Here is a 25,376-nt window from a genome sequence, read left to right as displayed (position 1 = left end):
TTAAACCTAGATAAAGTTGCAGCCGATACAGCCTGATCAATGCTGTAAGTGGATGACATTAAGCTGCAGACTCACTCGACCATTAAATACATTACGATCTAAACTATAGACTAAATTTACCTGCGCATTAGATTGATCAAAAGTAAATTTATCTTTGGCAGAAAAGGCAATAGCTTCAACACGTTCACCATTACCCAGTCTTAACCACAGCTTAAGATGAGTATCCTTCAACCAACGATAATCATCAATCTGAAAAACACCCTGAAAAACAGGTGCTGGAAACTGGTGTCCCCAAGGTCCAAGTTGCTCGATTTTCTCAACGGTGCTGAGCTGAAGTGCAGCCTCCTCCAATTCACCATCTGTCCACAATGTTGCTTGAAAAATATCTGGATCCATCTCAGCAATCAGCTGATTAAATGCCTGTTTAAAAGCGACAAAATCATTTTTATGAATAGTCAAACCTGCAGCAGCGGCATGACCACCAAAAAAACGTACTAAATTAGGCTGTTTCTCCGCAATTCGTTCAATTGCATCCCGAATATGAATCCCTTCAATAGAGCGTGCCGAGCCTTTGATATGTATACCATCTTGACCAGCCGCGAATACAATGGCTGGACGATGAAACTGTTCTTTTAAACGTCCTGCAACAATACCAATCACACCTTGGTGCCAATGTTCTTCATACATCACCAAAGCGGCTGGTAAATCGTCTTGATCAAACTGAATCTGAGATAATGTCGTTAAAGCTTCTTGCTTCATTTGCGTTTCAACTTGGCGACGTTCAAGATTAAGTTGATTCAATTGTCTTGCTAGCGCATAGGCTTGAGTTGGCTCAGTTGCCAATAAACACTCAATCCCAATATCCATAGTCTCCATACGACCAGCCGCATTGATTCTTGGGCCAAGTACAAAACCTAAATCTTCAGCTCGTAACTGTGCGGCATCACGGTTTGCGACATCAAGCAAAGCTGTAATTCCAATACGGCATTGTTGTTGTCGAATACGCTGCACGCCTGCATCAATCAAAATACGATTATTGTGATCTAAACTTGCAACATCAGCATAAGTTCCAAGTGCAACTAAATCTAAAAATTGAGTCATTTTGACACTCAATTTCCCTTGTTGTTCACGTTGGCGACTCAAATGTGCCAATAAGTAAAAAGCAACGCCAACACCTGCTAATGCCTTACTTGGAAATGGACAACCCAATTGATTTGGATTAACTACGGCCTCTGCTGCGGGGGGAGCTTTCGTTGTGAGATGATGATCAGTAATAATGACCTTCATTGCTAAAGCGTGCGCACTTGCTACACCTTCATGACTTGAAATGCCGTTATCTACAGTAATAAGTAAATCAGGATGAAAACGACTAAAAGCAAGTTCAGCAATTGCTGGCGTTAAACCATAACCATATTTGAAGCGATCTGGAACCAAGTAATCAACCTGTGCCCCCATTGCCCTCAACGCAAGCAGCATCAATGCCGTACTGGTTGCACCATCTGCATCATAGTCACCAACAATCACTATTTTAGCTTGCTGATCAATGGCTTGATCAACTAACTCTACTGCAGCAGAAAGACCTTTCATTTCTGTTGTGAATAGATGCTTTAACTTTAATTCTAATTCACGCTCAGATTGGACGCCACGTGCAGCTAAAATTTGAGCAAGAAAAACGGGAACCCCCTGAAAACATTCAGGGGAACTCAAGTAAGGACGTTGTAAAATACGAAGTTTAGACATTTAAGGCATGAGTCGCTGTATTGTCCACCGCCCCTCGACCAGTTGATAGTTTAAACGATCATGTAAACGGTTTGGTCGGCCTTGCCAAAACTCAAAAGACGTTGCAACAAGACGATAACCTCCCCAAAACTCAGGTTTCATCGCTTCAGCTTGTCCCAATTGCTCTTGTAAGGTATGGAAACGCTGCTCAAGCAGTTCACGACTCTCAATAGCGCCACTTTGTGGTGTACTAATATGCGCTGCTATCTGGCTATCACGAGGACGCTTATGATAATACTGCGTTGATTCTTCTAGTGAGATTTTATCAACACATCCAGAAATGCGAACCTGTCTCTCAAGCTCTGGCCAATAGAATAATAATTCAGCATGCGGATTAGCAGCTAAATCTAAACCTTTTTGACTGTCATAGTTGGTATAAAAGTCATAGCCTGCATGTGTTGCACCACGCAATAATACAGTGCGTACATGTGGATGACCTTGATGATCGGCAGTTGCTAAATACATGGCATAAGGTTCATGTAATTTTGCTTCTAATGCTTGATTAAACCAAACTAAAAATTGCTCATGGGGATCTGCATCAACTTGATTCTCAAGTAATTCCCCTTTTTGATAACTTAATCGTAGTTCACTTAAATCTTGAATTGTATCGCTCATAACAACATCCTAAGCAGTTGCGGCATGTAAACGAATTTGATCTGCCAAATGGTTGGCAAGCGTTGTGACTTCTTCTAAGTCATTACCTTCAACCATAACGCGAATTACAGGTTCTGTGCCAGATTTTCGAATTAAAATTCGGCCACGACCTTGCATTTTCGTTTCCGCTTGAGTGAACTCATTCACTAACTCTGGAATGTCATAAGGATCTATCATTTGATCAAGACGTACATTGACTAAAATCTGTGGGAAAAGCTCAAAACCTTGTAACAGTTCATCAAGGGATTTTTGCTGTTCAACCATAACCGTCATTACTTGCAATGCCGCAATAATAGCATCGCCTGTTGTGCTTTTATCTAGGGTTAACACATGACCAGAAGGCTCACCACCAATGCTCCAACCATTTTCTTCAAGTGCTTGTAAAACGTAACGATCTCCAACCTTCGCCCGTACAAAAGGAACCTTAGCTTTGTTCAGAGCCAATTCTAGTGCCATATTGCTCATTACAGTGCCAACAATACCCGCTGGTTTTTTCTGTGCTTGAGTAGCCAATATATATAATATGTGATCCCCTGTGACTAACTGCCCATGACGATCAACTAAAATTACTCGATCGGCATCACCATCAAATGCAATACCAAGATCAGCTTCATGCTCAACTACTGCTTTTTGTAAATGTTCGGGATGAGTAGAACCACAGTCTTTATTAATATTAAGGCCATCTGGCACATGATGCATTGCAATAACTTTAGCACCTAGCTCACGAAATACGGCAGGACCAACGTTATATGCAGCACCATTTGCGCAATCAATCACAACTTTTAAATTTCGCAGATCATAATGGTATGGGAATGTAGATTTACAAAATTCAATATAGCGACCATTAGCATCTTTAACACGTACGCTCTTACCTAAATTTGCACTATCTTCGATATGTAGCTCATTCGAAAGTTCTGCGTTAATCGCTTGTTGCAATTCATTAGAAAGCTTTTTGCCTTCACCTGAAAAAAATTTAATACCGTTATCAAAATATGGATTGTGAGAAGCAGAAATTACAATGCCTGCATCCGCATGTAATGCACGAGTTAAATGTGCAATGGCTGGCGTTGGCAAAGGGCCCAATAAATGTACATAAACACCAGCAGCATTTAGACCAGCTTGGAGTGCAGACTCTAAAATATAACCTGATAAGCGGGTATCTTTCCCCATTACAACGATAGGTTTTTTATTTGGACGAATATTTTTTAAAACTTTACCTGCAGCAAAACCAAGTTGTAAAGCGAACTGCGGAGTGATCGGAAATTGACCAAACTCACCACGAATACCATCTGTACCAAAATAACTCATACTTTTCCCACACTTTTATCCCAAGCACACCCAATATGGTGCCACTAGGATCTATTTTTAAGCTACTTAATTGATTGTTTATTTCCGTCTAGAAAATCAGTTCTGACAGACTAAAATATAATTTTTCTACTTTACACTAAAAAAAGAAAAAGCTGTCTCTAAGAGACAGCTTTTTCAATGAAAATACTAAAATAAATCAACCAATACGATAGTTAGGTGCTTCTTTTGTAATCGTTACGTCATGGACGTGTGATTCTTGCATACCCGCAGAAGTAATTTTTGCGAATTTTGCATTATGGCGTAGATCATCAATGACCGCTGAACCGGTATAACCCATTGATGAACGTAAACCACCCATCATTTGATGTACAATGGCGCCCATTGGTCCTTTGTAAGGAACACGACCTTCAATACCTTCTGGTACTAATTTTTCTGCACCTGCTTTAGCATCTTGGAAGTAACGGTCAGCAGAACCTGTTGAACCTGCCATTGCTCCCAAAGATCCCATACCACGATAAGCTTTATAGTAACGGCCTTGGAAGAATTCAACTTCACCTGGTGCTTCTTCAGTACCAGCCATTAAAGAGCCAACCATAATTGTACTTGCGCCAGCACCAATCGCTTTTGCCATATCGCCAGAGAAGCGAATACCACCATCTGCGATTAAAGGAATTTGTTCTTTAAGTGCATTAGCAACATTATCAATAGCTGAGATTTGAGGTACACCAATCCCTGCAACAATACGTGTTGTACAGATCGAACCTGGACCAATACCAACTTTAACAGCATCAGCACCAGCATCAAGTAAAGCAAGTGCAGCGTCACCTGTTGCAATATTACCGCCAATAACCTGTACTTGAGGATAGTTTTGTTTCACCCAACGTACACGTTCAATTACACCAGCAGAGTGGCCATGAGCAGTGTCAACTACGATTACGTCTACACCGGCCTCCACTAATGCTTCTACACGTGCTGGCGTTTCTGCACCAGTACCTACAGCGGCACCAACGCGTAAACGTCCCAATTCGTCTTTACAACTATTTGGATATAGCTCTGCTTTACGGAAATCAGTAACCGTAATTAAGCCTCTTAATTCATTGTGATCGTTCACCACTAAAACTTTTTCAATACGATGCTTCTGTAACAACGCTTGAATATTTTCTTTGGATTCACCTTCTTTCACGGTGACCAAACGATCAGCACCTGTCATGATATTGCTGACTGGTTGTTCAAAATTGGTTTCGAAGCGTGTATCACGACCCGTTACAATCCCTACAACTTTTCCATCTTTAACTACAGGCACACCACTAATGTGGTTAGATTCGGTGATTGCAATCAATTCACGAACCGTAGTTTCAGGACTCACTGTAATAGGGTCTTTTACCATACCTGCTTCAAATTTTTTCACACGACGAACTTCCGCAGCTTGTGCAGAGATATCCATATTTTTGTGTAAAATACCTATCCCGCCATTTTGCGCCATCGCAATTGCCATACGTGACTCAGTCACTGTATCCATTGCTGCTGAAACGAGCGGAATATTTAATTGAATGCCACGTGTCAAACGTGTCTTTAAAGAGACATCTTTAGGAAGGATGGTAGAATAGGCAGGGAGTAATAAGACATCATCGAAGGTTAACGCTTCTTGAACGATGGTCAGCATAACAGTCTCACTGGTAATTTCCGTGAGCCATTATAAACAAATTTACGCATAAATTTCATTTATTCTTAAAATTATTATGTCAATCACAAATCATCCCTTGAATTTAAGCATATTCCTTGTTCATTCCAGCATTAAACGCCAATGTTTTATCTCAACATACTCAGCAAAGTAATAACTTATCCTGCTGAGCATCGTTCAACTAAACCTCATTAACAAACCTGATCATAATCATCATCATTACTTGGTGGGGCTGTTTCAATCTCAATGAGTGGAATTAAGCCGTGATGACTACGTGCTTTATTACACTGTGCATCCCCTGCTTGTACTTCTTTACAGCTAGAACTACGTTGAGTATAAATTTTACAACTCACTTGCTCACCCACTGTTCCATCCAAAGCAACACAACGAGGTTGTGTTTGATTTGTCCCTTGCATACAAGAATAAACTGCTGTTAAAGGTTCAACCATATCATGAGGTATAATTTCACCTTCAGCCCAATAAAATGAGACACGGAAAAAGGCACAGCAGGCACCACAGCTTAGACAGGCATCCTGCGCAGGTATTTGAGATAGCATGTTTATTCTCGTTTTTAAATTGGGTTTTTACCCACGAATGCTAAAAAAAAATAAAATCCAACACAATCAATTTTTATATTTTTTTTGTCAACAAAAAAAGGCCAAGAATAACTGTATGCAATCTCCGCAAACACAGTGCCTCTCAGCCTTAGCGCAGTTTTAACTTATGACCAGAAATAGTAACCAAGTAACGTCATGATTCCTAAAACTAAAAATATTAAGGCACCAATTTTATGAATCAATGAAACAGGTAAACGACTTGCAAAACGATCACCAATGAGTACTGCGGGCACATTGGCAATTAACATTCCAATGGTTGTACCCATCGTCACTAAAAATACACTGTCATATTTCGCAGCTAGAGCAATCGTTGCAATTTGTGTCTTATCCCCAATTTCAGCCAAAAAGAAAAGAACAAAAGTTGCGCCAAAAACCCCAAATTTTTGCCATTTTTTAATGCTTTCACTTTCATCATCAAGCTGATCGGGTACCAACATCCAAGCCGCCATAGCAATAAAACCTATCGCTAACCCCCAAACCAACCATAAGGGATCTAATACTTGAGTAATCCACTGGCCAAGCAAAGCTGAAACACCATGATTAATAATGGTTGCAGCTAAAATCGCCAAGATAATCGGAACGGGTTTTTTAAAACGTGCAGCTAAAAGTAATGCTAAGAGTTGAGTTTTATCGCCCATTTCTGCGAGCGCAACAATGAGTGTAGAAGAGAGAAGTTCTTGCATGATCACAATCTCTGGCTAGCAACAATTACCGATGACCTATCCCTCCTGCTAGCCAAAATCATCGAAATGAATGCGGAGTGATAAATCAAAGGTCTTGCCAACAAAAGATTGCTTAAAAGAAAGCGACATTGTTCTTTGCTATGATGACCATGTTCTGTTGAACAATTATGTTGACCATCACCTATTTACTTGATGTAAATAGCGGCTACTCCCCAATGAAGTTCCGCCATTGTATGCAGACAACGGCTATTTTGCAATCATGAGATACTAAAAAACCCAGGCTGCCGCAGCAATCTGGGTTTAAGTATGCGTGTAATAGCTCTAAAGAGAACTGTTACACATCATCAATATCAAAGTAAAATATTACGAATATCAGCCAATAACTTAGTCAATTTATTGGTAAATCGAGCAGCGTCTGCACCATTAATTACACGATGATCATAAGACAATGATAACGGTAACATCAAACGAGGAGCAAAACTTTCACCATTCCATACAGGTTGCATGGTTGCAGGAGAAATACCCAAAATTGCAACTTGAGGCCAGTTTACAAGTGGTGTAAAGGCTGTACCACCAATACTACCTAAGCTAGTAATGGTAAAGTTTGCACCCTGTAAGTCTTTTGGTGATAATTTCTTATCACGTGCTTTTTGACTCAATTCACCCAATTCAATTGCAATCTGCTTAATACTTTTTTGATCAGGGTTACGTAGCACAGGTACAGTCAGCCCATCTGGTGTTGCAACAGCAATACCCATATGGATCTCATTACGTAATAATACCGATTTCTGATCATCAGCTAAATGCCCAGCAAAGTAAGGCTCTTCTTTTAACAAGTGCGCTACAGCTTTTGCAATAAACGCTAAAATAGTCAAACTAACACCTTGTTTCTTAAAGTTAGCCTTCAATTCATTGCGCCACGCTTCAAGTTCACTAATATCAGCTAAATCAAACTGAGTAACCTGTGGAATAAAATTATTCAAAGATAACTGCGGTACAGAAACTTGCTGTAAACGCGTCATTACTTTAACTTCACCACCACCAAAAGCACTAAAATCTGGTAGTGCAGGTAAGCCTGAAGCTACAGCAACAGCAGCTGTAGGTGCGGCTTTTTCTGCTGTAAGTTTTGATTTGACAAATGCATAAACATCTTCTTTCACCACACGCGTATGTGGGCCTGAAGATTGTACTTGAGATAAAACAACACCAAGCTCACGTGCCAACTTACGTACAGCAGGCCCAGCATATACTTTTGCATTTTCAACTTGCTGCTCTGGAGTCAACTTTTCAGTTGATGTCACGGCAGGTGCAGTTGAAACAGTAGCTTGAACAGGAATACTTGGACTGGATTCCACTGTTGCAGCTTTAGGTTCAGTAGTACCAACCTGAACAGCCTGATCACTTTTAATAGTGACCAAAGCAGTACCAAGTTGTACAGCCTGACCCGAAGTCACGTGAATAGCCGTAATGATACCCGCAACCGTACTTGGCACTTCGACAGAAGCCTTGTCAGATTCAACGACACATATACTTTGCTCTGCATCAACGTGTTCACCAACCTGAACCAAAATTTCAGATACAGTTGCTTTATCTACACCAAGATCTGGAACAGTCACTTCAACCGTATTAGAACTAGATGCTGCAGCAGCTGGAGCACTTGCAGCAACTTCAGCACTTGTCGCACTCACTGGAGCAACATTCGAAGTAGCCGTTGATGTAACTGTTTTAACAGTCATCAGCACAACACCTTCTTTTACTGTATCTCCAGACTTGACTACGATGCTTTCAACAATACCAGCAACCGTACTTGGTACCTCAACAGAAGCTTTATCAGATTCGACAACAACTAAGCTATCGTCAACATCAATCTGATCACCCACTTTAACCAAAATCTCTGCAACGAGTGCTTTTTCTACACCAATATCAGGAACTTTAAGTTCTACAACTTGAGCAGCATTTGCTTGCACTGTTGTTGCTGGTTCAGGCTTATGCGAAGGTTCAACTACTACTTCAGATTTAACAACTTGCTCAACGACTGGTGTTGTTGTTTCTTGCGTAGTTGTAGCAGACTCAACCTCAATGAGTACAGCACCTTCAGCAACCGAATCACCCACTTGTACTAAAATCTTAGTCACTACACCCTCAAGTGTACTCGGTACTTCTACAGAAGCTTTATCAGACTCTAATAGAACAATACTGTCATCTAGGGCAATACTGTCACCCACTTTAACTAAGATTTCAGCAACCGTTGCTTGGTCTACACCAATATCAGGAGTTTTGATTTGCATGCTTAGTTCTCCTCTCCTGACTGTTCTGTATATGCAGCCACTTCTTGTACTTGAGGGTGTGCTTGAGGCATCCAAGCAACTGGACGATCAACATCAAGTTCAAAACTCGAAATAGCATCTTTGACCAAACGAGCATCAACTTCACCTTCATCGGCAAGTTTCTTCAAGGTCGCAACCACAATATGTGCAGCATCAACACCAAAGTAACTACGTAAGTTACCGCGCGTATCTGAACGACCATAACCATCTGTACCCAATGTTACATATGGACGACCATCTGGGAGATAAGCACGAATCTGCTCACTATATGCACGCATATGATCCGTAGCAGCAACGACAATACCGTCTGTAGAACGCAATTGTTTAGCAACCCAAGACTCTTGTGGTTCCTCAGTTAATGGATGTAAACGGTTATATTCATCAACAGCCATACCATCACGCGCCAACTCATTGAAGCTTGTTACGCTCCAAACATTGGAATGAATTTGATATTCATCGCGTAAAATTTCCGCTGCTTTCATTACTTCACGTAAAATCACACCAGAACCCAGCAACTGCACTGTCGCTTTGGTATCTTCTTCCAATAGATACATACCACGCTTAATGCCTTCTTCAGCATCTTTTGGCATTGCTAGCTGTTCATAGTTTTCATTCATTAATGTTAAGTAATAGAAGATACGCTCTTGATTCACATACATACGTTTTAAACCGTCATGTACAATCACAGCGAGCTCATATCCAAAACAAGGATCATAGGCAACACAATTAGGAATTGTGCCAGCTAAAATGTGAGAATGACCATCTTGGTGCTGTAAGCCTTCACCATTCAATGTAGTACGACCTGCTGTTGCACCACACAAGAAACCTTGTGCTTGTGAGTCACCAGCCGCCCATGCAATATCACCAATACGTTGGAAACCAAACATTGAGTAGTACATATAAATTGGGATCATTGGTAAGTTATTTGTTGAATAACTTGTACCTAAAGCTGACCACGCACTCATCGCACCAGCTTCATTAATCCCTTCTTGTAACATGTGACCATCTTTTGCTTCACGATAGTTCATCAATTGTTCTTGGTCTTCAGGCGTATAGTTTTGACCATGCGCAGCATAAATACCTAATTGACGGAACATACCCTCCAAACCAAAAGTACGCGCTTCATCTGGCACAATAGGTACCACACGATCTTTAATTGCTTTTTCTTTAAGTAATGCTGCAATTAAACGCACCATGACCATTGTAGTAGATTGTTCTTTACCACCACTACCACGAAGAACGGCATCAAACACAGACAGATCAGGAATATCTAAAGGCACGCTCTCTTTACGACGAGCAGGTAAATAACCACCTAAAGCCTCACGACGCGCTTTCATATATTTCAATTCAGGAGAATTTTCACCTGGACGATACAATGGCAACTCTTCAAGTTGTTCATCAGTAAACGGTAAATTAAAACGATTACGGAAGTATTTTAGCGACTCCAAATGCATTTTTTTGATTTGGTGTGTTTTGTTTACAGCTTCAATCTCGTCTGATAAACCATAACCTTTTACGGTTTTCGCTAAGATAACCGTTGGTTGCCCATTGCTGTTCATTGCTGCAGCATAAGCAGCATAAACTTTGTATGGGTCATGTCCACCACGGTTAAGATGGTCAATATCATCATCGCTAAGATGTTTTACCAACTCTTCAGTTTCTGGATACTTACCAAAGAAATGCTCTTTGGTATATCCACCACCTTTCACTTGATAACGTTGGTAATCACCATCTAGCGCCTCCTCCATACGCGCTTTAAGCGCCCCAGAAGCATCTTTAGCCAATAGTGGGTCCCAATGACGGCCCCATACCACTTTAATGACACGCCAGCCTGCACCACGGAAAACAGACTCAAGCTCTTGAATAATCTTACCATTACCACGTACTGGGCCATCCAAACGCTGTAAATTACAGTTAACAACCCAAATGAGATTATCAAGCTTTTCACGGCCAGCTAAAGAAATTGCACCAAGGCTTTCTGGCTCATCCATTTCACCATCACCGAGATAAGCCCAAACCTTACGATTCTCTTCTTTGATTAGGCCACGGTTCATTAAGTATTTTTGGATATGTGCCTGATAAATAGACATAATAGGCCCTAAACCCATCGATACTGTTGGGAACTGCCAATAGTCAGGCATTAAGTATGGATGAGGATAGCTTGATAAGCCTTGACCATTCACTTCACGACGGAAGTTATTAAGCTGGTCTTCTGTTAAGCGCCCTTCAAGGAAAGAGCGCGCATAAATACCTGGTGCACAGTGACCTTGATAGTAAATCATGTCACCACCAAAGTGATCACTATTTGCACGGAAGAAATGGTTAAAACCAACATCATACAATGTTGCAGAAGAAGCAAAACTTGCTAAGTGTCCACCCAAGTCATCCCCAGTTCGGTTTGCACGCAATACCATTGCTAAAGCATTCCAACGAATCAAAGCTCGGATACGACGTTCCATATCTTGATCACCAGGCATTGCTGGCGTTTCATCCACTGAAATTGTATTAAGATAAGGGGTATTTAATCGCTGAATGGGAACATGCTTAGTAATGGCACGCTGGAACAACTTTTCGAGCAAAAATGCAGCACGTTCCGTTCCCATGTTTTGTAAAACTGAATCAAACGCATCTTGCCACTCTTGTGTTTCCAGAGCATCGGAATCGCCATAGTACGCCATATTTCACCTATTCCTTGATTTGATTTATAACTGATATTTGTATCATATTTTATGGGTATTAAGTTATTGCCACGGCTAAATGTCACAGTAGACCATTATTCATTAAATAAATAGTGATTGACTTTATGTACAATAATTCTACTTATAATCAGCAGTTAGACTCTAGCACAGGTTAAATTGCAACAAAGCGAATAAATCGTCAAATCAACTGAATAATATTCATTTTTTATAAACAACAAAAAAGCCCCTTCTATTTTTATAGAAGGGGCGCCATTCAATTCAAAATTTAATAATAATTTTTTAACTTATACCCATAAAGGGAATATTTGATCGCTTACGGCAACATAGCCAAATAAGTCGATGGATTTTTTCGTTGACCATTTTTCACTACTTCATAGTGCAAATGTGGACCAGTACAACGTCCAGTACAACCTACATTCGCAATATGGTCACCAGCTTTAACATTTTGCCCTACAGATACAACCAAACGTGATGCATGTGCATAACGAGTTACATAACCATTACCATGGTTAATTTCAACATATTGGCCATAACCCGTACCCCAGCCTGATTTTGTAACAACGCCAGGTCCTGTTGCATAGATTGGTGTACCGCTTGGTGCTGACATATCTAAACCAGAATGATTCTCTGCACGGCCACCCATAGTACGACCGCCATAATTAGAGCTAACACGCGCCATATCAGGCAGTGGATGAGTCACTAACCAAGATAAATCTGATCCAGAAGATAAATTCAATGAAGTAGAAGCGCCGTATTTACCAGAAAGATATTCGTTATTAATAACTTTGGTCTGTTCGCCACGAATTTTAGCATCTAGCTTAGGAGCTTCATAAGTACCTTGTACTGTTTTAACTAACTCACCAAGCCGATCATTTGAAACAGCAGAATTTTGATCAATTAAATCTGCAAAAGCAGCTGAAGCAGTTGTTGCGGCGAGAGAAAACGCCAATAAAACACGTCTCGATTGCATAAAAACCTCTTTCAACTATTTTTAGCTATTGTTCTGCTTGCTGTACTCACCTTGATCTTTTCTCTCACATCGGCTTAAGATGAAGTTCATAAGTTGTAAGCATTTGGAAACACTCAATGTCTGAACCAAACAATCTGTTCCAAACATCAAATCAACATCTAAAAACAGGAAACTTATCGTTTCTGAAAAAGCAAGTTGCTGAATGGCAAAAACTTACTAAATTAATCCAACCTTTACTTCCACAGCCTGAGCAGTGGCAGGTGGTCTGTTATCAATACGGCATCTTGACAATCACCGGTGAAAATCAAGCAATGATTAGTCAACTCGGCTATCTTCAAAAGCAGTATATTTCTCAATTATCTCAAATCGAGGGGCTAAATGACTTAAACAAAATTCAGGTTAGATTGAGACAAAAAGCAAAGCCTCAACATAAAACCACAAAGATTGAAAAGCAAATCACACCCGAAGCCCGCAACATGCTTGAACATGCAGCAAACTTTGTTCAGGACCCTAAGCTTAGTCAAGCACTACTGCGTTTGGCAAGCGATAAAATGTAATTATTACATTATGATAGTTCAAATTGCCATAAAAACGCAGACGATCCAACAGCGACAAAGCGTTATAATATAACATAAATCTAGATATGATAAGGCTTTAAACCACTTTTACATATTGAATTGGGCAAGATTTACTATCATCAAATGTTACAATTTCGTAGCTACTTGGATCACTTTTCACATTGCGCAATAATTGGTTATTAAGTGCATGTCCAGACTTATACCCATCAAATTTGGCAATGATCTGGTGTCCAAGCAAATATAAATCACCAACAGCATCCAAAATTTTGTGGCGTACGAATTCATCAGCGAAGCGCAGTCCCTCTTCATTAACAACGCCGGTGTCATCCACACCAATTGCATTATCTAGACTCGCACCTAATGCTAAATTATGTGATTTTAAATAATCTAAGTCTTTCATAAAGCCAAACGTACGTGCTCCACTCACTTCATATACAAAAGTTTCAGTAGAAAAGTCGATTGTCGCTGATTGATATTCTTTAGCAAAAGCAGGATGATCAAAATCAATGGTAAAGTTAATTTGAAAACCATCATGAGGTGTAAAAACTGCTCGCTTATCCTCAATAAATGCTGTCACAGGTTTTAAAATACGAATAAATTTTTTGGGTGCATCCTGTTCTACCAAGCCGCCCTTGTTGAGCAGGTAAATAAATGGGCCAGCACTACCATCCATAATAGGAACTTCGGATGCTGAGACTTCGACAATAATATTATCAATGCCTAAACCCGCAATCGCACTTGTTATATGTTCAATCGTACCGACCTTATAGTCATCAATGACCAAATTTGAGCACATAAATGCTTCTTGCACTAAAAGTGCGTCAGCGGGGATCTCCACAGGTGGATCTAAATCAATTCGGCGGAAAACAACACCCCCATCCACCACATGTGGCAAAAAATTAATAATGACTTTTTGCCCACTGTGTAATCCAATGCCACTGGCTTTCACGGCACGTTTTAGGGTACGTTGTTTCAACATGCTTTTATGGTCTTCATCCTCAAATCCACTATACGTTAGCATATTTAGCCATTGATAAAAAACAAAAATGGCAGTGATTCTCACTGCCATTTTAGGTCGAAAAATAATATAATTATATATTTCAACTATTTACGCTGTTGATTCTTCAAATAGTCTTGAATACTCATTGGCGTAGAACGTGGTGAAGCACTTGGTGCCGATGTTGGAATCTCTGCATTTTGTCTACGACTGATAGCTGGAATGTCTTCATCTTCCACATTTTGAGCTGAATGCTGTGCATGTGTAGCTGTTGCAGATACTGGCTTACGGCGTGTATCCGCAGCATCATTTGCATTACGTGTTAAGCCTGTTGCAATCACAGTTACTCTAATTTCATCACGTGCATCTGGATCAAATACAGTACCGAAGAATACTTCACCATCATCTAAATCAACGATTTGGTTAACTACATCAGTAATCACTTCAGTTTCACGTAAAGTTACGTCAGCGCCACCAGTGATATTGATTAACACGCCTTTAGCATTGATAATGTTGACATTATCAAGTAATGGGCTACGAATCGCCAAACGTGCAGCTTCTTCAGCACGGTCTGGACCACTGCTTTTACCTTCACCCATCATGGCATAACCACGTGTGCTCATCGCTGTTTTTAAATCTGCGAAGTCAAGGTTAATGTGACCAGGGCGTACCACCAAATCAAAAATACTGCGCACAGCATTCAGTAATACATCGTCTGCTTTGCGATATGCATCTTGCATTGAAATATCACCATACACGCTTAATAGGCGTTGATTTGGGATAATAATCAATGAATCTACGTGTGTTTCTAAAGCTTCAATACCCTTCTCTGCAGAACGTAAACGACGTCGGCCTTCGAAGTTAAATGGTGTTGTTACCACGCCAACGGTCAGGATACCCATTTCTTTGGCAATTTCAGCAACAACAGGTGCTGCACCAGTACCTGTACCACCACCCATACCCGCAGTAACAAAAACCATATCAGCACCCTCAAGGTGTTGACGTATTACTTCACGGCTTTCTTCAGCAGCAATTTGTCCTACATCTGGATTAGCTCCAGCACCTAAGCCACGTGTACTTTGTTCTCCAAGCTGAATCTTGAAAGGTGCATTCATACGATCAAGTGCTTGTTTATCCGTGTTTGCGCAAACGAATTTAACACCCTGAATATCAGATTGCACCATGTGCTGAACGGCGTTACCACCACCACCACCTACACCAAATACAGTAAAACGGGCTTGACCGTTACCATCACTTCGTTCATCTTCCAAAAATTCAAATGAGGCCATGACCTTTAGCTTTCCTAATTAATTTTGGCAGTCACTTAAGCCCGTATACTGCCTTGATCTTCATAAACATAAATTATTTTTAGGATGCTTCGCAATGCCAAGCTTGTCAAGTTTTCACTAGGATAGTTACAACTCACCGACAATCTTCCCAAAAAAAACTATACCTAAAAAATGCCCTTCAACTTGTTATTCATTGTATTCCAGCCATTGGCTAAACGCTGTAGAAATGATCGTTTTCTTGCCCCATCAGGCTCATCAATCGTTTCTTGCATTTCACTTTGGCTAAAAAGCAATAAGCCAGCAGCTGTTGCATACATTGAGCGTCTTAACGAAGGTAAATATTGATCATCAGCAACAACTTGCAAAGGTGGATTACCCAAATGAGCTGATACACCTAGACTACGACGTGCAAATGCGACCATTCCTTCAATCTGACACGCATCTCCAGTAAGCACCACACCATGATACAAACTCTGTAGCGCACCATGTGCTTCTAACTTTTCATGGACTAAGCCCATGATTTCCATATAACGTGCCAAGATAATTTCAGATAACTCAATACGACTGATACTCTGCGGACCATCAATAGCTTCAAATTGAATCATGTGATCAGGCTTGACCTGATTTAAATCAACACAACCATACAACAGTTTGATCCGCTCTGCTTCCTCTGTTGTCGTTTGTAATACTGAAGCAATATCACGTGTTACATTTTCACCACCCAGCTGAATGGTATGAGCCATTGCCAAGTGACCTTCAATATATACTGCAATACTCGTCGTCCCAGCGCCGATATCGAGTAAACACACGCCATATTCTTTTTCGTCTTTAAGCAAGCTGCTTTCAACTGTTGCCAAGGAAGATAACACCATTTTTTCAACTGAAATATTGGCTCCCTTCATCGCACGATCTAAATTTTGCATCGTGCTAATTGGCAACATCATCAATTGGTAATGTGCAGTCATGCTGTGTGCAGATAAATTAATAGGATTCTGCACCCATTCTTCAGCATCATCGAGTTCAAAACCTAATGGAACTGCACTGGCCAAGTAATAATCTGCAGTCATATGACTGGCTTTGGCTAACTCTAAAGCGCGAACCATCTCGTTTGTTGTAATAATACGATCTGGATTTGCAATAGGTGTGCGACCAACAGCGTAAAAACTCTGCATTTCTGTGTTAGGAATAGATACCCATGCTGAGTGTACCCGACACTCAGCCATATCTTCTGCTTCTTGCACAGCATTTTTAATTGCGGTAATGACTTTATCAAGGCTAACAATTTTTCCTTTGCTCATCCCTCGATTACGCGCACTCGCCATACCTATCACCTGAATATTATCAGGAGCATGCACCTTACCGATCAAGACTGAAACCTTATGCGTTCCAATGTCGATCGCAACAACTGATGGAACAGTTTCATTCATTATTCATTACCATGTTTTTCATTGTTTAAATTTCAATAGGTTAAATTTTATCTGTCTATACAACCCATATTACCGCGTACTTATTGGCACTGTCTCACTGGTTTGCACTGTAGAATACACAAATTGTCCATTCACAATCTTAGGTGGCATAGAGTTTTTCCACTGAATCGCCAAACCATTCCTATAACGTAAATCAATTGCAGCAACTTGAGACCATACAGGTTTTAAGTCAGATTGAACCAATTGATTTAAACGCTGCAATTTGCTCATGGTTTGATCTTGATCAACAATCACACGTAAACCTGAATCAAATTGCATAAACCACGTCATACGATCTGTTAAATACAAATCTTTCAACCTCAACTGTGCTGGTTGAAAAAGTTGATTTATCTCATTATAACGTCGCATCATCACCTTAGATTGGCCCAATGGACCATGCAGCATTGGCAATTTTGAATTATCTTTAGCTGTCGCTTCAGTGAAAACAACACCTGCATCACTTAACAAACGCCCTGTTCCCCAACGCGCAATAGCATGTCTAGGAACAATACGTACACTAATACTATTTGGCCATGTTCGTGAAACAACAACACGATCAACCCAAGGAATCTCTAGAGTACGGTCGCGAATTTGCTCCAAATCCGATGTAAAATAATTATTCTGCACTACAGGCTGTAAATGCTGGACGATGTATTGTTTTTCTACATCTGAAGATATGCCCACTACATTTAGAGCAGCAACTCGGGCATCAGTCATCACTTTATATAGACCGAATATTCCCGCCAGCAATACCACAACAGCAATCACCAGTAGCACCCAACCACCCAAATTTACGAACTTATCTTTTCGTGTAGGTGGCTTTTCATGTATCGAGGTAATTGCTGCGCGCTTAGGGCGCATAGAAGCAGGGAGCTGCGCCATAATCAGTTAGTTATCCGTTAAAGTTTGCTCAAGGATTGCAAGACACAATGAGTCAAAACTATAACCCACTGCTCCAGCTGCCTTAGGTACCAATGAATGGCTAGTCATTCCTGGTACAGTATTCACTTCAAGCAACCAGAAATTACCCTCTTGATCTTGCATCGCATCAATACGGCCCCAACCACTTGCACCTACAGCTTGAAATGCCGTTAAAGACAATGCTTGTAATTGTTGTTCTTCTGCTTTGCTCAAACCACAAGGGATGCCATATTCCACGTCATTACGTAGATATTTTGCATCATAGTCATAAAACGCGACATCAGCAGGTGGCTGTAGTCGAATAACAGGAAGTGCCTGACCATTTAAGAGCGCAATGGTAAATTCACGCCCAGTAATCCACTTCTCTGCCATAACTAAAGCATCATGCTGGCTTGCTTTAACGACAGCACTTGCTAAATCTTCCGCTCTCTCAACTTTGGTCATACCAACACTAGAGCCCTCATGAACAGGCTTAATAATCAAAGGTAAACCTAAGCTTTGTACAACTTCGTTGAGATCAGTTTGCTCTGAGATAATACGATAAGGAGCTGTTGGTAAATCACAACCTTGCCAAATTTGCTTGGTTTTTACCTTATCCATCCCAATCGCTGAACCTTGTACACGAGTACCGGTATAAGGCAAATTCATCCACTCTAAGGCACCTTGAATTTGACCATCCTCACCACCACGACCATGTAAGACAATAAATGCGCGATCGTAATTTGCAAGTTCAGTTACACTACGTTCAAGTGGGTCAAAAGCCTCAGCATTGACACCAGAACGGATCAATGCCTCTAAAACTGCCTTACCACTATCTAATGACACCTCACGCTCAGCAGATTTACCACCAAGCAATACAGCAACTTTGCCGAATTTAGAAGCATTTGACACGTTTATATCCTTAAACTTTTGCATAAATTATGGTGAAATATCTGCTAATGAATGATATTACCTGTTTTTCACCAATGAAAATTTCATTATTTGGTAAATAATTCACTTTGTGCTAATTCTAACGAAATTGCACCAACGTTACCTGCACCTTGTGTTAATAATAAATCATTAGGTTGTAACACTTTTTGTATCACGTTTTGCAAGTTACCCTCAACCGGATCAATAATGATCGGTTCAACCTCACCACGCAAACGAATACTACGTGCAAGACTGCGGCTATCTGCGCCAACAATTGGTTTTTCGCCAGCAGGATAAACTTCAAGCAAAAGCAGCTGATCCACTTGAGATAACACCTCAACAAAATCGTCAAAACAATCACGAGTACGTGAGTAACGATGTGGTTGGAACATCATCACCAAGCGACGATCAGGATGACTTTGTCGTGCTGCCTTAATTGTTGCTTCAACTTCTTTTGGATGATGACCATAATCATCAACCAACTTAACCATTCCATCAGCGATTGCATATTCGCCTTGTACTTGGAAACGGCGTCCAACCCCACTAAAACCTTCTAGTGCACGACAAATTGAAGCATCTGACACGCCTTCATCAGTCGCAATACCAATTGCAGCCAACGCATTCAACACATTGTGCAAACCAGGTTGGTTTACTGTAACACGTAGAGGTTCACGCCCTTTACGTAAAACAGTGAGATGAGTCTGCATACCGTTCTGATCAACATCTACAGCACGAATGTCATTATCTTCATTAAAACCATATGTTAGAATTGGGCGACCAATTCTAGGCATAATTTCGCGCACATTTGCATCGTCACCACAGACAACAGCTAAACCGTAAAATGGTAATTTTTGTAGAAACTTAACAAAAGTATCTTTCAGATTCTCGAAACTACCGCCATAAGTATCCATATGGTCAGCATCAATATTTGTCACCACAGCTGCCATTGGCTCTAAGTATAAAAAAGATGCATCCGATTCATCTGCCTCAGCAATAATGAAACGACTCGCACCTAAAGCTGCATTTACACCAGTACGATTTAATTGACCACCAATGACATAAGTTGGGTCCATGTTCTCTTCAGCGAGCATACAAGTAATCAAGCTTGTCGTCGTTGTTTTACCATGTGTACCAGCAACAGCGATACCATGTCGATAACGCATTAACTCACCGAGCATTTCGGCACGACGTACAATTGGAATACGTTGTTCAATCGCAGCTTTAACTTCAAGGTTTTCTACATCAATAGCTGTTGAAACGACAATCACATTGGCATCTTTAATATTCTCTACCGCATGACCAATATAGACTTTAATTCCATTCGCTTCTAAGTGCGCTGTTGTTTTGGATACTTTAATATCAGAACCAGAAACACAATAGCCTTGGTTTTTCAGTACCTCAGCAATACCGCACATTCCAGCACCACCAATACCCACAAAATGAATATGTTTAATACGGCGCATTTCTGGAACTTTAATTAAATTTTTAGCTTTATTGGCTGGGCTGCTATCAGACATAATCTACTCTAATTTACAAATCTTGGATGAGTTGGACAACGCGTTGCGTGGCGTCGACTTGCGCAAACTGTTGTGCTTTGATTGCCATATCCATCAAATGTTGACGCTGCATAAGCGGAATCAACATTTCTTTTAGTGAATCTGGGGTCATACTGGTTTGTGGACAGATCTTCGCAGCACCTAAGCGCTCAAGAAATCTAGCATTAGCAGTTTGATGATCATCAACAGCGCTAGGTAAAGGCACAAAAATAGCAGCCACACCCGCTGTTGCAACTTCGGTCACTGTTAATGCACCAGCACGACAAATAATTAAATCGGCATCAGCATAAGCCTTAGCCATATCTTCAATAAAAGGTTGCACTTCAACTTTTAAGTGAGTTGGCGCGCCTTGATAAACTGCAAGCGTCTCTTCTTGTTTATTTTGACCACATTGATGAAAAACATCTAAAGGCACAGAAAGCTGCTTCAAGGCTAAGGGCACACACTTATTTAGCGCCTGTGCACCTAATGATCCACCAACAATCAAAACTTTAAGTGCTTGCTGAGCCACTTCTCGTTGTTGGTAACGCTGCTCGGGTTTAGACAAAGCCAAAATATCTTGGCGTACAGGATTTCCAGTGGTTTGTACTTTTTCACTTTGGGCAAAGGTATCAGGAAAAGCCTGACATACTGTTTTCGCAATTCGAGATAATTGTGTATTGGTAAAACCCGCAACTGCATTTTGCTCATGAATCAGTATTGGAATACCTAAAATTTTAGCTGCCAAGCCACCCGGCCCAGCAACATAACCCCCAAAGCCTGCAACAGCATCAACCTTGAGTTGCTTCATATAACGCATCGCACTTAGCGTTGCAGCCAACACTTTAAAAGGTGCGAGTAACTTACGAAGTATCCCATTTCCTCGTACACCTTGAATATCAATTTGATAAATTGGAATGTCATGTTGTTTTAAGAGACGGTTTTCCATTCCTGCTGGTGTTGCCAGCCAGGAAACTTGGTGACCTTGTTGTTGTAGTTGTTTTGCGACAGCAAGCGCTGGAAAAACATGTCCACCTGTGCCTGCGGCCATCATCATCACATGTCGAGAAGCTTTTTTTGGGAAATCAGTCACGGCTTAATTCTTCAAGGCTAAAATACAAAAGGATTTACTTAAAACGGTCAATTGTAATCCCAAAAAGACATAACAGAAAGTTAATTTCAGGATTTTTCACTAACTGTTTCATTTTTTCTAATTACTGAATAATTCAATAAGATCTTATATAAATATTTATCCTCAAGGGATAATGCATTGTGAAGGGCTTTCTTGCATTTTCCATCCCTTCAAACAATGCACACACTTTACTTAATTTACAGTTTTTTTGCCTCAATAACATCAAATAAATCATCTGCAATTGAAGTGCCAAATTGTGCATCAATTTCACGAATACAGGTTGGACTAGTAACATTGATTTCGGTTACATATTCTCCAATCACATCTAACCCAACAAAAACCAAACCTTTTTCACGAAGAAATGGCCCAACTTCCAATGCAATTTGACGATCACGCTCAGTAAGTGGACGAGCCTCTCCCAAGCCTCCTGCTGCAAGATTACCTCGAACTTCACCATTTTGTGGGATACGTGCAAGACAATACGGTACAGCTTCACCATTAATCATCAAAATACGTTTATCTCCATCCACAATTTCAGGAATATAACGTTGAGCCATAATTGGTAAACTGCCATTTTGGGTCAACATTTCTAATGTCGAACCAATATTCACGCCTTGACTATGTAGACGGAAAATACCCATTCCCCCCATACCATCAAGAGGCTTCACAATAATATCTTGATGTTTCTCTAAAAATTCGCGGATTAAACTTTGCTGAGAACTTACCAAGGTTGGTACTTGCAACTGAGGGAACTGTGTTGCAAATAGTTTTTCATTACAGTCTCTTAAGCTTTGTGGCTTGTTAATAATCCAAGCACCTTCTCGTTCAGCTTGCTCAAGAATATAAGTGGTGTAAACAAAGTTCATATCAAATGGTGGATCTTTACGCATCAACACCACATCATAGCTTGCAACAGGCTGAGATTTTTTTTCTGTCAATTCATAATATTTTTCTGAATCTTCAAATACTTGTAATGATGAAATCAGGCCCATTGCTTGACCTTGATCAATATATAGGTCTTGCTGTAAAACATAGCCCAACTCATGTCCGCGACGAGCTGCTGCCCAAAGCATCGCCATTGTGGAGTCTTTTTTTAAATTGACATTTTCAATTGGGTCCATGACCACCAATACGCGCATAGCTCAGCTCTTCTCAGTATATGAATTAAATTTAGTATAGCGGAGATTATCTCTCAATATTCTGTATTTTACTTTTATCTCAATCGATTAAGCCCAATGGGTTTCTCTTGTTCTTCATTTTTTTCTGAGCACATTATAAATAAATTAGTGCAAAGCATTTATTAACACTGATACATCTTTGGGTAAATCCACCGATATTTTACACTTCATAGCTTGAGAGGCATCACACAACACATGAATCTCAGATAAAACTTCTATTGGCCGTCCTACATTAAAATCTGTCTGACTTAGGCTTTGACACATTTGTTGAGCATAATGTTGATCAAGATAGCCCAATTCAATATGCTCCAAAATTACTTTGACACGCGGCATATGTATATTGCGCTGTTCTTCTTTTTGAATAAGTACTTTTTTTAAATAGTGTTGTTTGACCTGTTTCCACATAAAGGTATTAATCAATTTAATTTGAACATGCCGATCTAAAGGAAGATTGATGTTAAACAGGCCATCTCCCTGAAATTGTAGTGGGTGGTTTTGAAAATAATTTTCACGCTCTACTGCATACCGACGCCAACGATATTGATCTAACTGACGTAATACCATGAAGCCAACAATAAAAATGACAACTGCAATAATAAGAAAAATCATAGCAAATAGACCATTAATCCAATGATCTGTTGACCATTTAAAGCTAAATCGTCAACAGATGCTCTTAGTCGAATCGACCTTGTAGTCGTTATTTCAGACTAGATCCCGTAGTTCACACGATAAGATTGCATTTTCTTCAATGCCTCAACATCACCCTTTTGCTCTAAATACTGCATAAGGTCTTGCATAGTAATTAATGCATGTACTGGAATTTCCAGTTCCTTCTGTACTTCTTGAATCGCAGAGAGTTGACCTTGGCCACGCTCTTGACGGTCTAGAGCAACTAAAACGCCCGCTATAGTTGCACCAGAGTTTTTCAGTAATGTGACTACTTCACGAATCGCTGTACCAGCGGTGATTACATCATCAATAATCCAAACTTTTTTACCTTGCACTGCAGCACCAACCAACATGCCACCTTCACCATGATCTTTGGCTTCTTTGCGATTGAATCCCCAAGGCACACTAATATTATGTACTTGAGATAAAGCAACTGCGGTTGCTGCGACAAAAGGAATTCCCTTGTATGCTGGCCCAAAAATTACTTCAACATTGCTACATTGTGTTAATTTATCTGCATACCCCTGTGCAAGTAGAGATAATGCTTCGCCATCGTTAAGCAAGCCAGCGTTAAAAAAATAAGGACTTACCCGACCTGATTTTAAAGTAAACTCACCAAATTTAAGCACACCACGTGTTAGTGCGAGTTCAATGAAGGCTTGTGGGTTAAATTGAGCTGGTGATGTCATGGGTGCTCCAAAATTCATATATGAGGTTATGACTGCGAATGATACCAAAGAGTAGCTATCCGAGTGATCAAAAAATTTTAAGAGTGGTTTCACTCAATGTAAATGGCTTACGCTCTTCTGTCAGTAAAGGCTTATTAGAGTGGCTAGAAAAATCTGAGGCAGATGTGGTTTGTATGCAAGAAAGCCGCATCACACATGCCCAATGGACAGATAAATTTAAACCTGAGGGATGGCATACACATCTTTTCCCAGCTGAACGCCCAGGCTATGCTGGTACGGCTATTTATAGCCGCTTGCCCTTTATTGCCGTTAAAGAAGGTTTAGGCTTTGAACTCGCAGATTCACAAGGGCGCTTTATCAGTGCTGAGTTTGATCTTGGACTCGATCAATCCGTGCATATTTGTTCACTCTATCTCCCTTCTGGCTCTTCTGGTGAAGAAGCTCAAGTACGCAAAGATCATTTCCTTGAACAATATAAGTTGATTCTTAAACAATGGCGCGATGAAAATCGCTCAATCATTGTTTGTGGTGATTACAACATCGTACACAAACGTATTGATATTAAAAACTGGTCTGGTAATCAAAAATCTTCAGGGTGTTTACCCCATGAGCGTGCATGGCTTGATCATATTTATGATGATTTAGGTTATGTAGATACATTTCGTGAGGTTCGTAAAGAAGCTGAACTTTACTCATGGTGGTCGAACCGTGGTCAAGCGCGTGCTAAAAATGTAGGTTGGCGCATTGACTACCAAGCCTGCTCACCTGACTGGAAACAACGTACCAGCAATGCTTGGGTCTATCGCGATGAGTGGTATAGCGATCACGCACCCGTAATTATTGACTACACTTTATAAACAATCACAATGAGCGAACAAGTGTTTACTAAAACGAGGCGATTTGCTCACAATAGATGTCGTGTTTGCTCATTTTTACTTTTTGTAAAGCAGTGCATTATAGCTGCACGGCACAGGGATATTGTCAGGATGACAACATAGGGACAGGAAGCCGTAGGATGAAACAAACAAGTGTGGATGCATTTGTTTAAAAGGATTTGACAACGGACGTTGTGATGAGACCCGCATAATCAGGATGATTAGATGCGGGTTTTCTCTATTTATACAACACTCTTATATCAAATACGTTCTTTCCCTAAATAATCACGACAATAACTGCTTTGGTCATTTCGATTAATCGGTTTTCGCTCACAATATTTTTTCTTCACAACAAACACACTTATCTTAGTTTACTTGCCAGCAGGATAAATTATTTTTGTTATAGCCCTGCTAGCTCTT

The 25,376-nt window shown here is 40.4% G+C and carries 20 protein-coding genes, 2 pseudogenes and 1 riboswitch; of the genes and pseudogenes, 2 read left to right on the top strand and 20 right to left on the bottom strand.

All coding sequences use genetic code 11. The features are described 5' to 3' along the window. Positions 1-36: 36 nt before the first annotated feature. From recJ to RFH42_RS06455, 10 genes and pseudogenes are all read right to left on the bottom strand, one after another. Positions 37-1,740 (bottom strand): single-stranded-DNA-specific exonuclease RecJ, encoded by a 1,704-nt coding sequence (gene recJ, locus RFH42_RS06495; RefSeq protein ID WP_308974782.1) that lies wholly within the window; start codon positions 1,738-1,740, stop codon positions 37-39. Beyond that, a complete protein-coding gene (pdxH, locus tag RFH42_RS06490) occupies positions 1,741-2,394 on the bottom strand; it encodes a pyridoxamine 5'-phosphate oxidase (protein WP_308974781.1) in 654 nt (217 codons plus the stop codon). Between the two features lie 9 nt (positions 2,395-2,403). After that, the gene (gene glmM, locus RFH42_RS06485; protein WP_308974780.1) at positions 2,404-3,741 is read right to left on the bottom strand and encodes a phosphoglucosamine mutase; all 1,338 of its coding nucleotides are present in this window, start codon (positions 3,739-3,741) and stop codon (positions 2,404-2,406) included. Positions 3,742-3,937: 196 nt separating this feature from the next. After that, entirely contained in the window at positions 3,938-5,404 is a 1,467-nt protein-coding gene (gene guaB / locus RFH42_RS06480; RefSeq protein WP_308974779.1) for an IMP dehydrogenase, read from the bottom strand. Between the two features lie 209 nt (positions 5,405-5,613). Next, positions 5,614-5,979, bottom strand: coding sequence for a YkgJ family cysteine cluster protein (locus RFH42_RS06475; protein ID WP_308974778.1), 366 nt, complete (start codon positions 5,977-5,979; stop codon positions 5,614-5,616). 164 nt (positions 5,980-6,143) lie between these two features. After that, the gene (locus RFH42_RS06470; RefSeq protein ID WP_308974777.1) at positions 6,144-6,722 is read right to left on the bottom strand and encodes a TMEM165/GDT1 family protein; all 579 of its coding nucleotides are present in this window, start codon (positions 6,720-6,722) and stop codon (positions 6,144-6,146) included. Positions 6,723-6,805: 83 nt separating this feature from the next. After that, a riboswitch (yybP-ykoY riboswitch) is annotated at positions 6,806-6,948 on the bottom strand. Between the two features lie 124 nt (positions 6,949-7,072). Next, positions 7,073-8,707, bottom strand: a pseudogene (locus RFH42_RS06465) (2-oxo acid dehydrogenase subunit E2); the annotation flags it as partial. 83 nt (positions 8,708-8,790) lie between these two features. Further along, positions 8,791-9,010: pseudogene (locus RFH42_RS16935) on the bottom strand (biotin/lipoyl-containing protein); the annotation flags it as partial. Between the two features lie 2 nt (positions 9,011-9,012). Next, positions 9,013-11,727 (bottom strand): pyruvate dehydrogenase (acetyl-transferring), homodimeric type, encoded by a 2,715-nt coding sequence (gene aceE, locus RFH42_RS06460; protein WP_308974775.1) that lies wholly within the window; start codon positions 11,725-11,727, stop codon positions 9,013-9,015. A gap of 334 nt (positions 11,728-12,061) precedes the next feature. Further along, on the bottom strand, positions 12,062-12,718 hold the full coding sequence (locus RFH42_RS06455; RefSeq protein WP_308974774.1) for a M23 family metallopeptidase: 657 nt from the start codon (positions 12,716-12,718) through the stop codon (positions 12,062-12,064). 116 nt (positions 12,719-12,834) lie between these two features. On the opposite strand from RFH42_RS06455, the gene RFH42_RS06450 reads away from it, so the two are divergent. Beyond that, positions 12,835-13,275: a DUF721 domain-containing protein gene (locus RFH42_RS06450; protein WP_308974773.1), complete on the top strand. Its 441-nt coding sequence runs from the start codon at positions 12,835-12,837 to the stop codon at positions 13,273-13,275. Positions 13,276-13,372: 97 nt separating this feature from the next. Here RFH42_RS06450 and lpxC read toward each other — a convergent pair whose 3' ends face one another. From lpxC to pyrE, 10 genes are all read right to left on the bottom strand, one after another. Continuing rightward, positions 13,373-14,275: a UDP-3-O-acyl-N-acetylglucosamine deacetylase gene (gene lpxC / locus RFH42_RS06445; protein WP_308974846.1), complete on the bottom strand. Its 903-nt coding sequence runs from the start codon at positions 14,273-14,275 to the stop codon at positions 13,373-13,375. Positions 14,276-14,400: 125 nt separating this feature from the next. Then, complete coding sequence (ftsZ, locus tag RFH42_RS06440; RefSeq protein WP_308974772.1) at positions 14,401-15,582, bottom strand: cell division protein FtsZ; 1,182 nt, start codon at positions 15,580-15,582, stop codon at positions 14,401-14,403. Positions 15,583-15,746: 164 nt separating this feature from the next. After that, complete coding sequence (gene ftsA, locus RFH42_RS06435) at positions 15,747-17,009, bottom strand: cell division protein FtsA (RefSeq protein WP_308974771.1); 1,263 nt, start codon at positions 17,007-17,009, stop codon at positions 15,747-15,749. Positions 17,010-17,078: 69 nt separating this feature from the next. Continuing rightward, a complete protein-coding gene (locus RFH42_RS06430; RefSeq protein ID WP_308974770.1) occupies positions 17,079-17,930 on the bottom strand; it encodes a cell division protein FtsQ/DivIB in 852 nt (283 codons plus the stop codon). Between the two features lie 6 nt (positions 17,931-17,936). Further along, positions 17,937-18,860: a D-alanine--D-alanine ligase gene (locus RFH42_RS06425; RefSeq protein WP_308974769.1), complete on the bottom strand. Its 924-nt coding sequence runs from the start codon at positions 18,858-18,860 to the stop codon at positions 17,937-17,939. An 86-nt stretch (positions 18,861-18,946) separates the two neighbouring features. Continuing rightward, on the bottom strand, positions 18,947-20,395 hold the full coding sequence (gene murC, locus RFH42_RS06420) for a UDP-N-acetylmuramate--L-alanine ligase (RefSeq protein ID WP_308974768.1): 1,449 nt from the start codon (positions 20,393-20,395) through the stop codon (positions 18,947-18,949). A 13-nt stretch (positions 20,396-20,408) separates the two neighbouring features. Then, on the bottom strand, positions 20,409-21,506 hold the full coding sequence (gene murG / locus RFH42_RS06415; RefSeq protein WP_308974767.1) for an undecaprenyldiphospho-muramoylpentapeptide beta-N-acetylglucosaminyltransferase: 1,098 nt from the start codon (positions 21,504-21,506) through the stop codon (positions 20,409-20,411). Positions 21,507-21,742: 236 nt separating this feature from the next. Next, positions 21,743-22,684 carry a glutathione synthase gene (gshB, locus tag RFH42_RS06410; RefSeq protein WP_308974766.1) on the bottom strand — a complete coding sequence of 314 codons (942 nt, stop codon included), beginning with the start codon at positions 22,682-22,684 and terminating at the stop codon, positions 21,743-21,745. Between the two features lie 144 nt (positions 22,685-22,828). Next, on the bottom strand, positions 22,829-23,332 hold the full coding sequence (locus RFH42_RS06405; RefSeq protein WP_308974765.1) for a hypothetical protein: 504 nt from the start codon (positions 23,330-23,332) through the stop codon (positions 22,829-22,831). 98 nt (positions 23,333-23,430) lie between these two features. Beyond that, positions 23,431-24,081: an orotate phosphoribosyltransferase gene (gene pyrE / locus RFH42_RS06400; protein WP_308974764.1), complete on the bottom strand. Its 651-nt coding sequence runs from the start codon at positions 24,079-24,081 to the stop codon at positions 23,431-23,433. A gap of 38 nt (positions 24,082-24,119) precedes the next feature. Between pyrE and RFH42_RS06395 the strand changes: the two genes are divergently transcribed. Next, positions 24,120-24,938 carry an exodeoxyribonuclease III gene (locus tag RFH42_RS06395; RefSeq protein WP_308974763.1) on the top strand — a complete coding sequence of 273 codons (819 nt, stop codon included), beginning with the start codon at positions 24,120-24,122 and terminating at the stop codon, positions 24,936-24,938. Positions 24,939-25,376 lie beyond the last annotated feature (438 nt).

This window comes from Acinetobacter rudis (assembly GCF_031157835.1).
GTDB classification, from domain to species: domain Bacteria; phylum Pseudomonadota; class Gammaproteobacteria; order Pseudomonadales; family Moraxellaceae; genus Acinetobacter; species Acinetobacter rudis_A.
This window is presented reverse-complemented; position numbering and strand designations above follow the sequence as displayed.

Bases quoted from the DNA above. Each gene is read 5' to 3' on its own strand.
- recJ (WP_308974782.1), bottom strand. From the start codon at position 1,740: ATGTCTAAACTTCGTATTTTACAACGTCCTTACTTGAGTTCCCCTGAA.
- pdxH (WP_308974781.1), bottom strand. From the start codon at position 2,394: ATGAGCGATACAATTCAAGATTTAAGTGAACTACGATTAAGTTATCAA.
- glmM (WP_308974780.1), bottom strand. From the start codon at position 3,741: ATGAGTTATTTTGGTACAGATGGTATTCGTGGTGAGTTTGGTCAATTT.
- guaB (WP_308974779.1), bottom strand. From the start codon at position 5,404: ATGCTGACCATCGTTCAAGAAGCGTTAACCTTCGATGATGTCTTATTA.
- RFH42_RS06475 (WP_308974778.1), bottom strand. From the start codon at position 5,979: ATGCTATCTCAAATACCTGCGCAGGATGCCTGTCTAAGCTGTGGTGCC.
- RFH42_RS06470 (WP_308974777.1), bottom strand. From the start codon at position 6,722: ATGCAAGAACTTCTCTCTTCTACACTCATTGTTGCGCTCGCAGAAATG.
- aceE (WP_308974775.1), bottom strand. From the start codon at position 11,727: ATGGCGTACTATGGCGATTCCGATGCTCTGGAAACACAAGAGTGGCAA.
- RFH42_RS06455 (WP_308974774.1), bottom strand. From the start codon at position 12,718: ATGCAATCGAGACGTGTTTTATTGGCGTTTTCTCTCGCCGCAACAACT.
- RFH42_RS06450 (WP_308974773.1), top strand. From the start codon at position 12,835: ATGTCTGAACCAAACAATCTGTTCCAAACATCAAATCAACATCTAAAA.
- lpxC (WP_308974846.1), bottom strand. From the start codon at position 14,275: ATGTTGAAACAACGTACCCTAAAACGTGCCGTGAAAGCCAGTGGCATT.
- ftsZ (WP_308974772.1), bottom strand. From the start codon at position 15,582: ATGGCCTCATTTGAATTTTTGGAAGATGAACGAAGTGATGGTAACGGT.
- ftsA (WP_308974771.1), bottom strand. From the start codon at position 17,009: ATGAATGAAACTGTTCCATCAGTTGTTGCGATCGACATTGGAACGCAT.
- RFH42_RS06430 (WP_308974770.1), bottom strand. From the start codon at position 17,930: ATGGCGCAGCTCCCTGCTTCTATGCGCCCTAAGCGCGCAGCAATTACC.
- murC (WP_308974768.1), bottom strand. From the start codon at position 20,395: ATGTCTGATAGCAGCCCAGCCAATAAAGCTAAAAATTTAATTAAAGTT.
- gshB (WP_308974766.1), bottom strand. From the start codon at position 22,684: ATGCGCGTATTGGTGGTCATGGACCCAATTGAAAATGTCAATTTAAAA.
- RFH42_RS06405 (WP_308974765.1), bottom strand. From the start codon at position 23,332: ATGATTTTTCTTATTATTGCAGTTGTCATTTTTATTGTTGGCTTCATG.
- pyrE (WP_308974764.1), bottom strand. From the start codon at position 24,081: ATGACATCACCAGCTCAATTTAACCCACAAGCCTTCATTGAACTCGCA.
- RFH42_RS06395 (WP_308974763.1), top strand. From the start codon at position 24,120: ATGATACCAAAGAGTAGCTATCCGAGTGATCAAAAAATTTTAAGAGTG.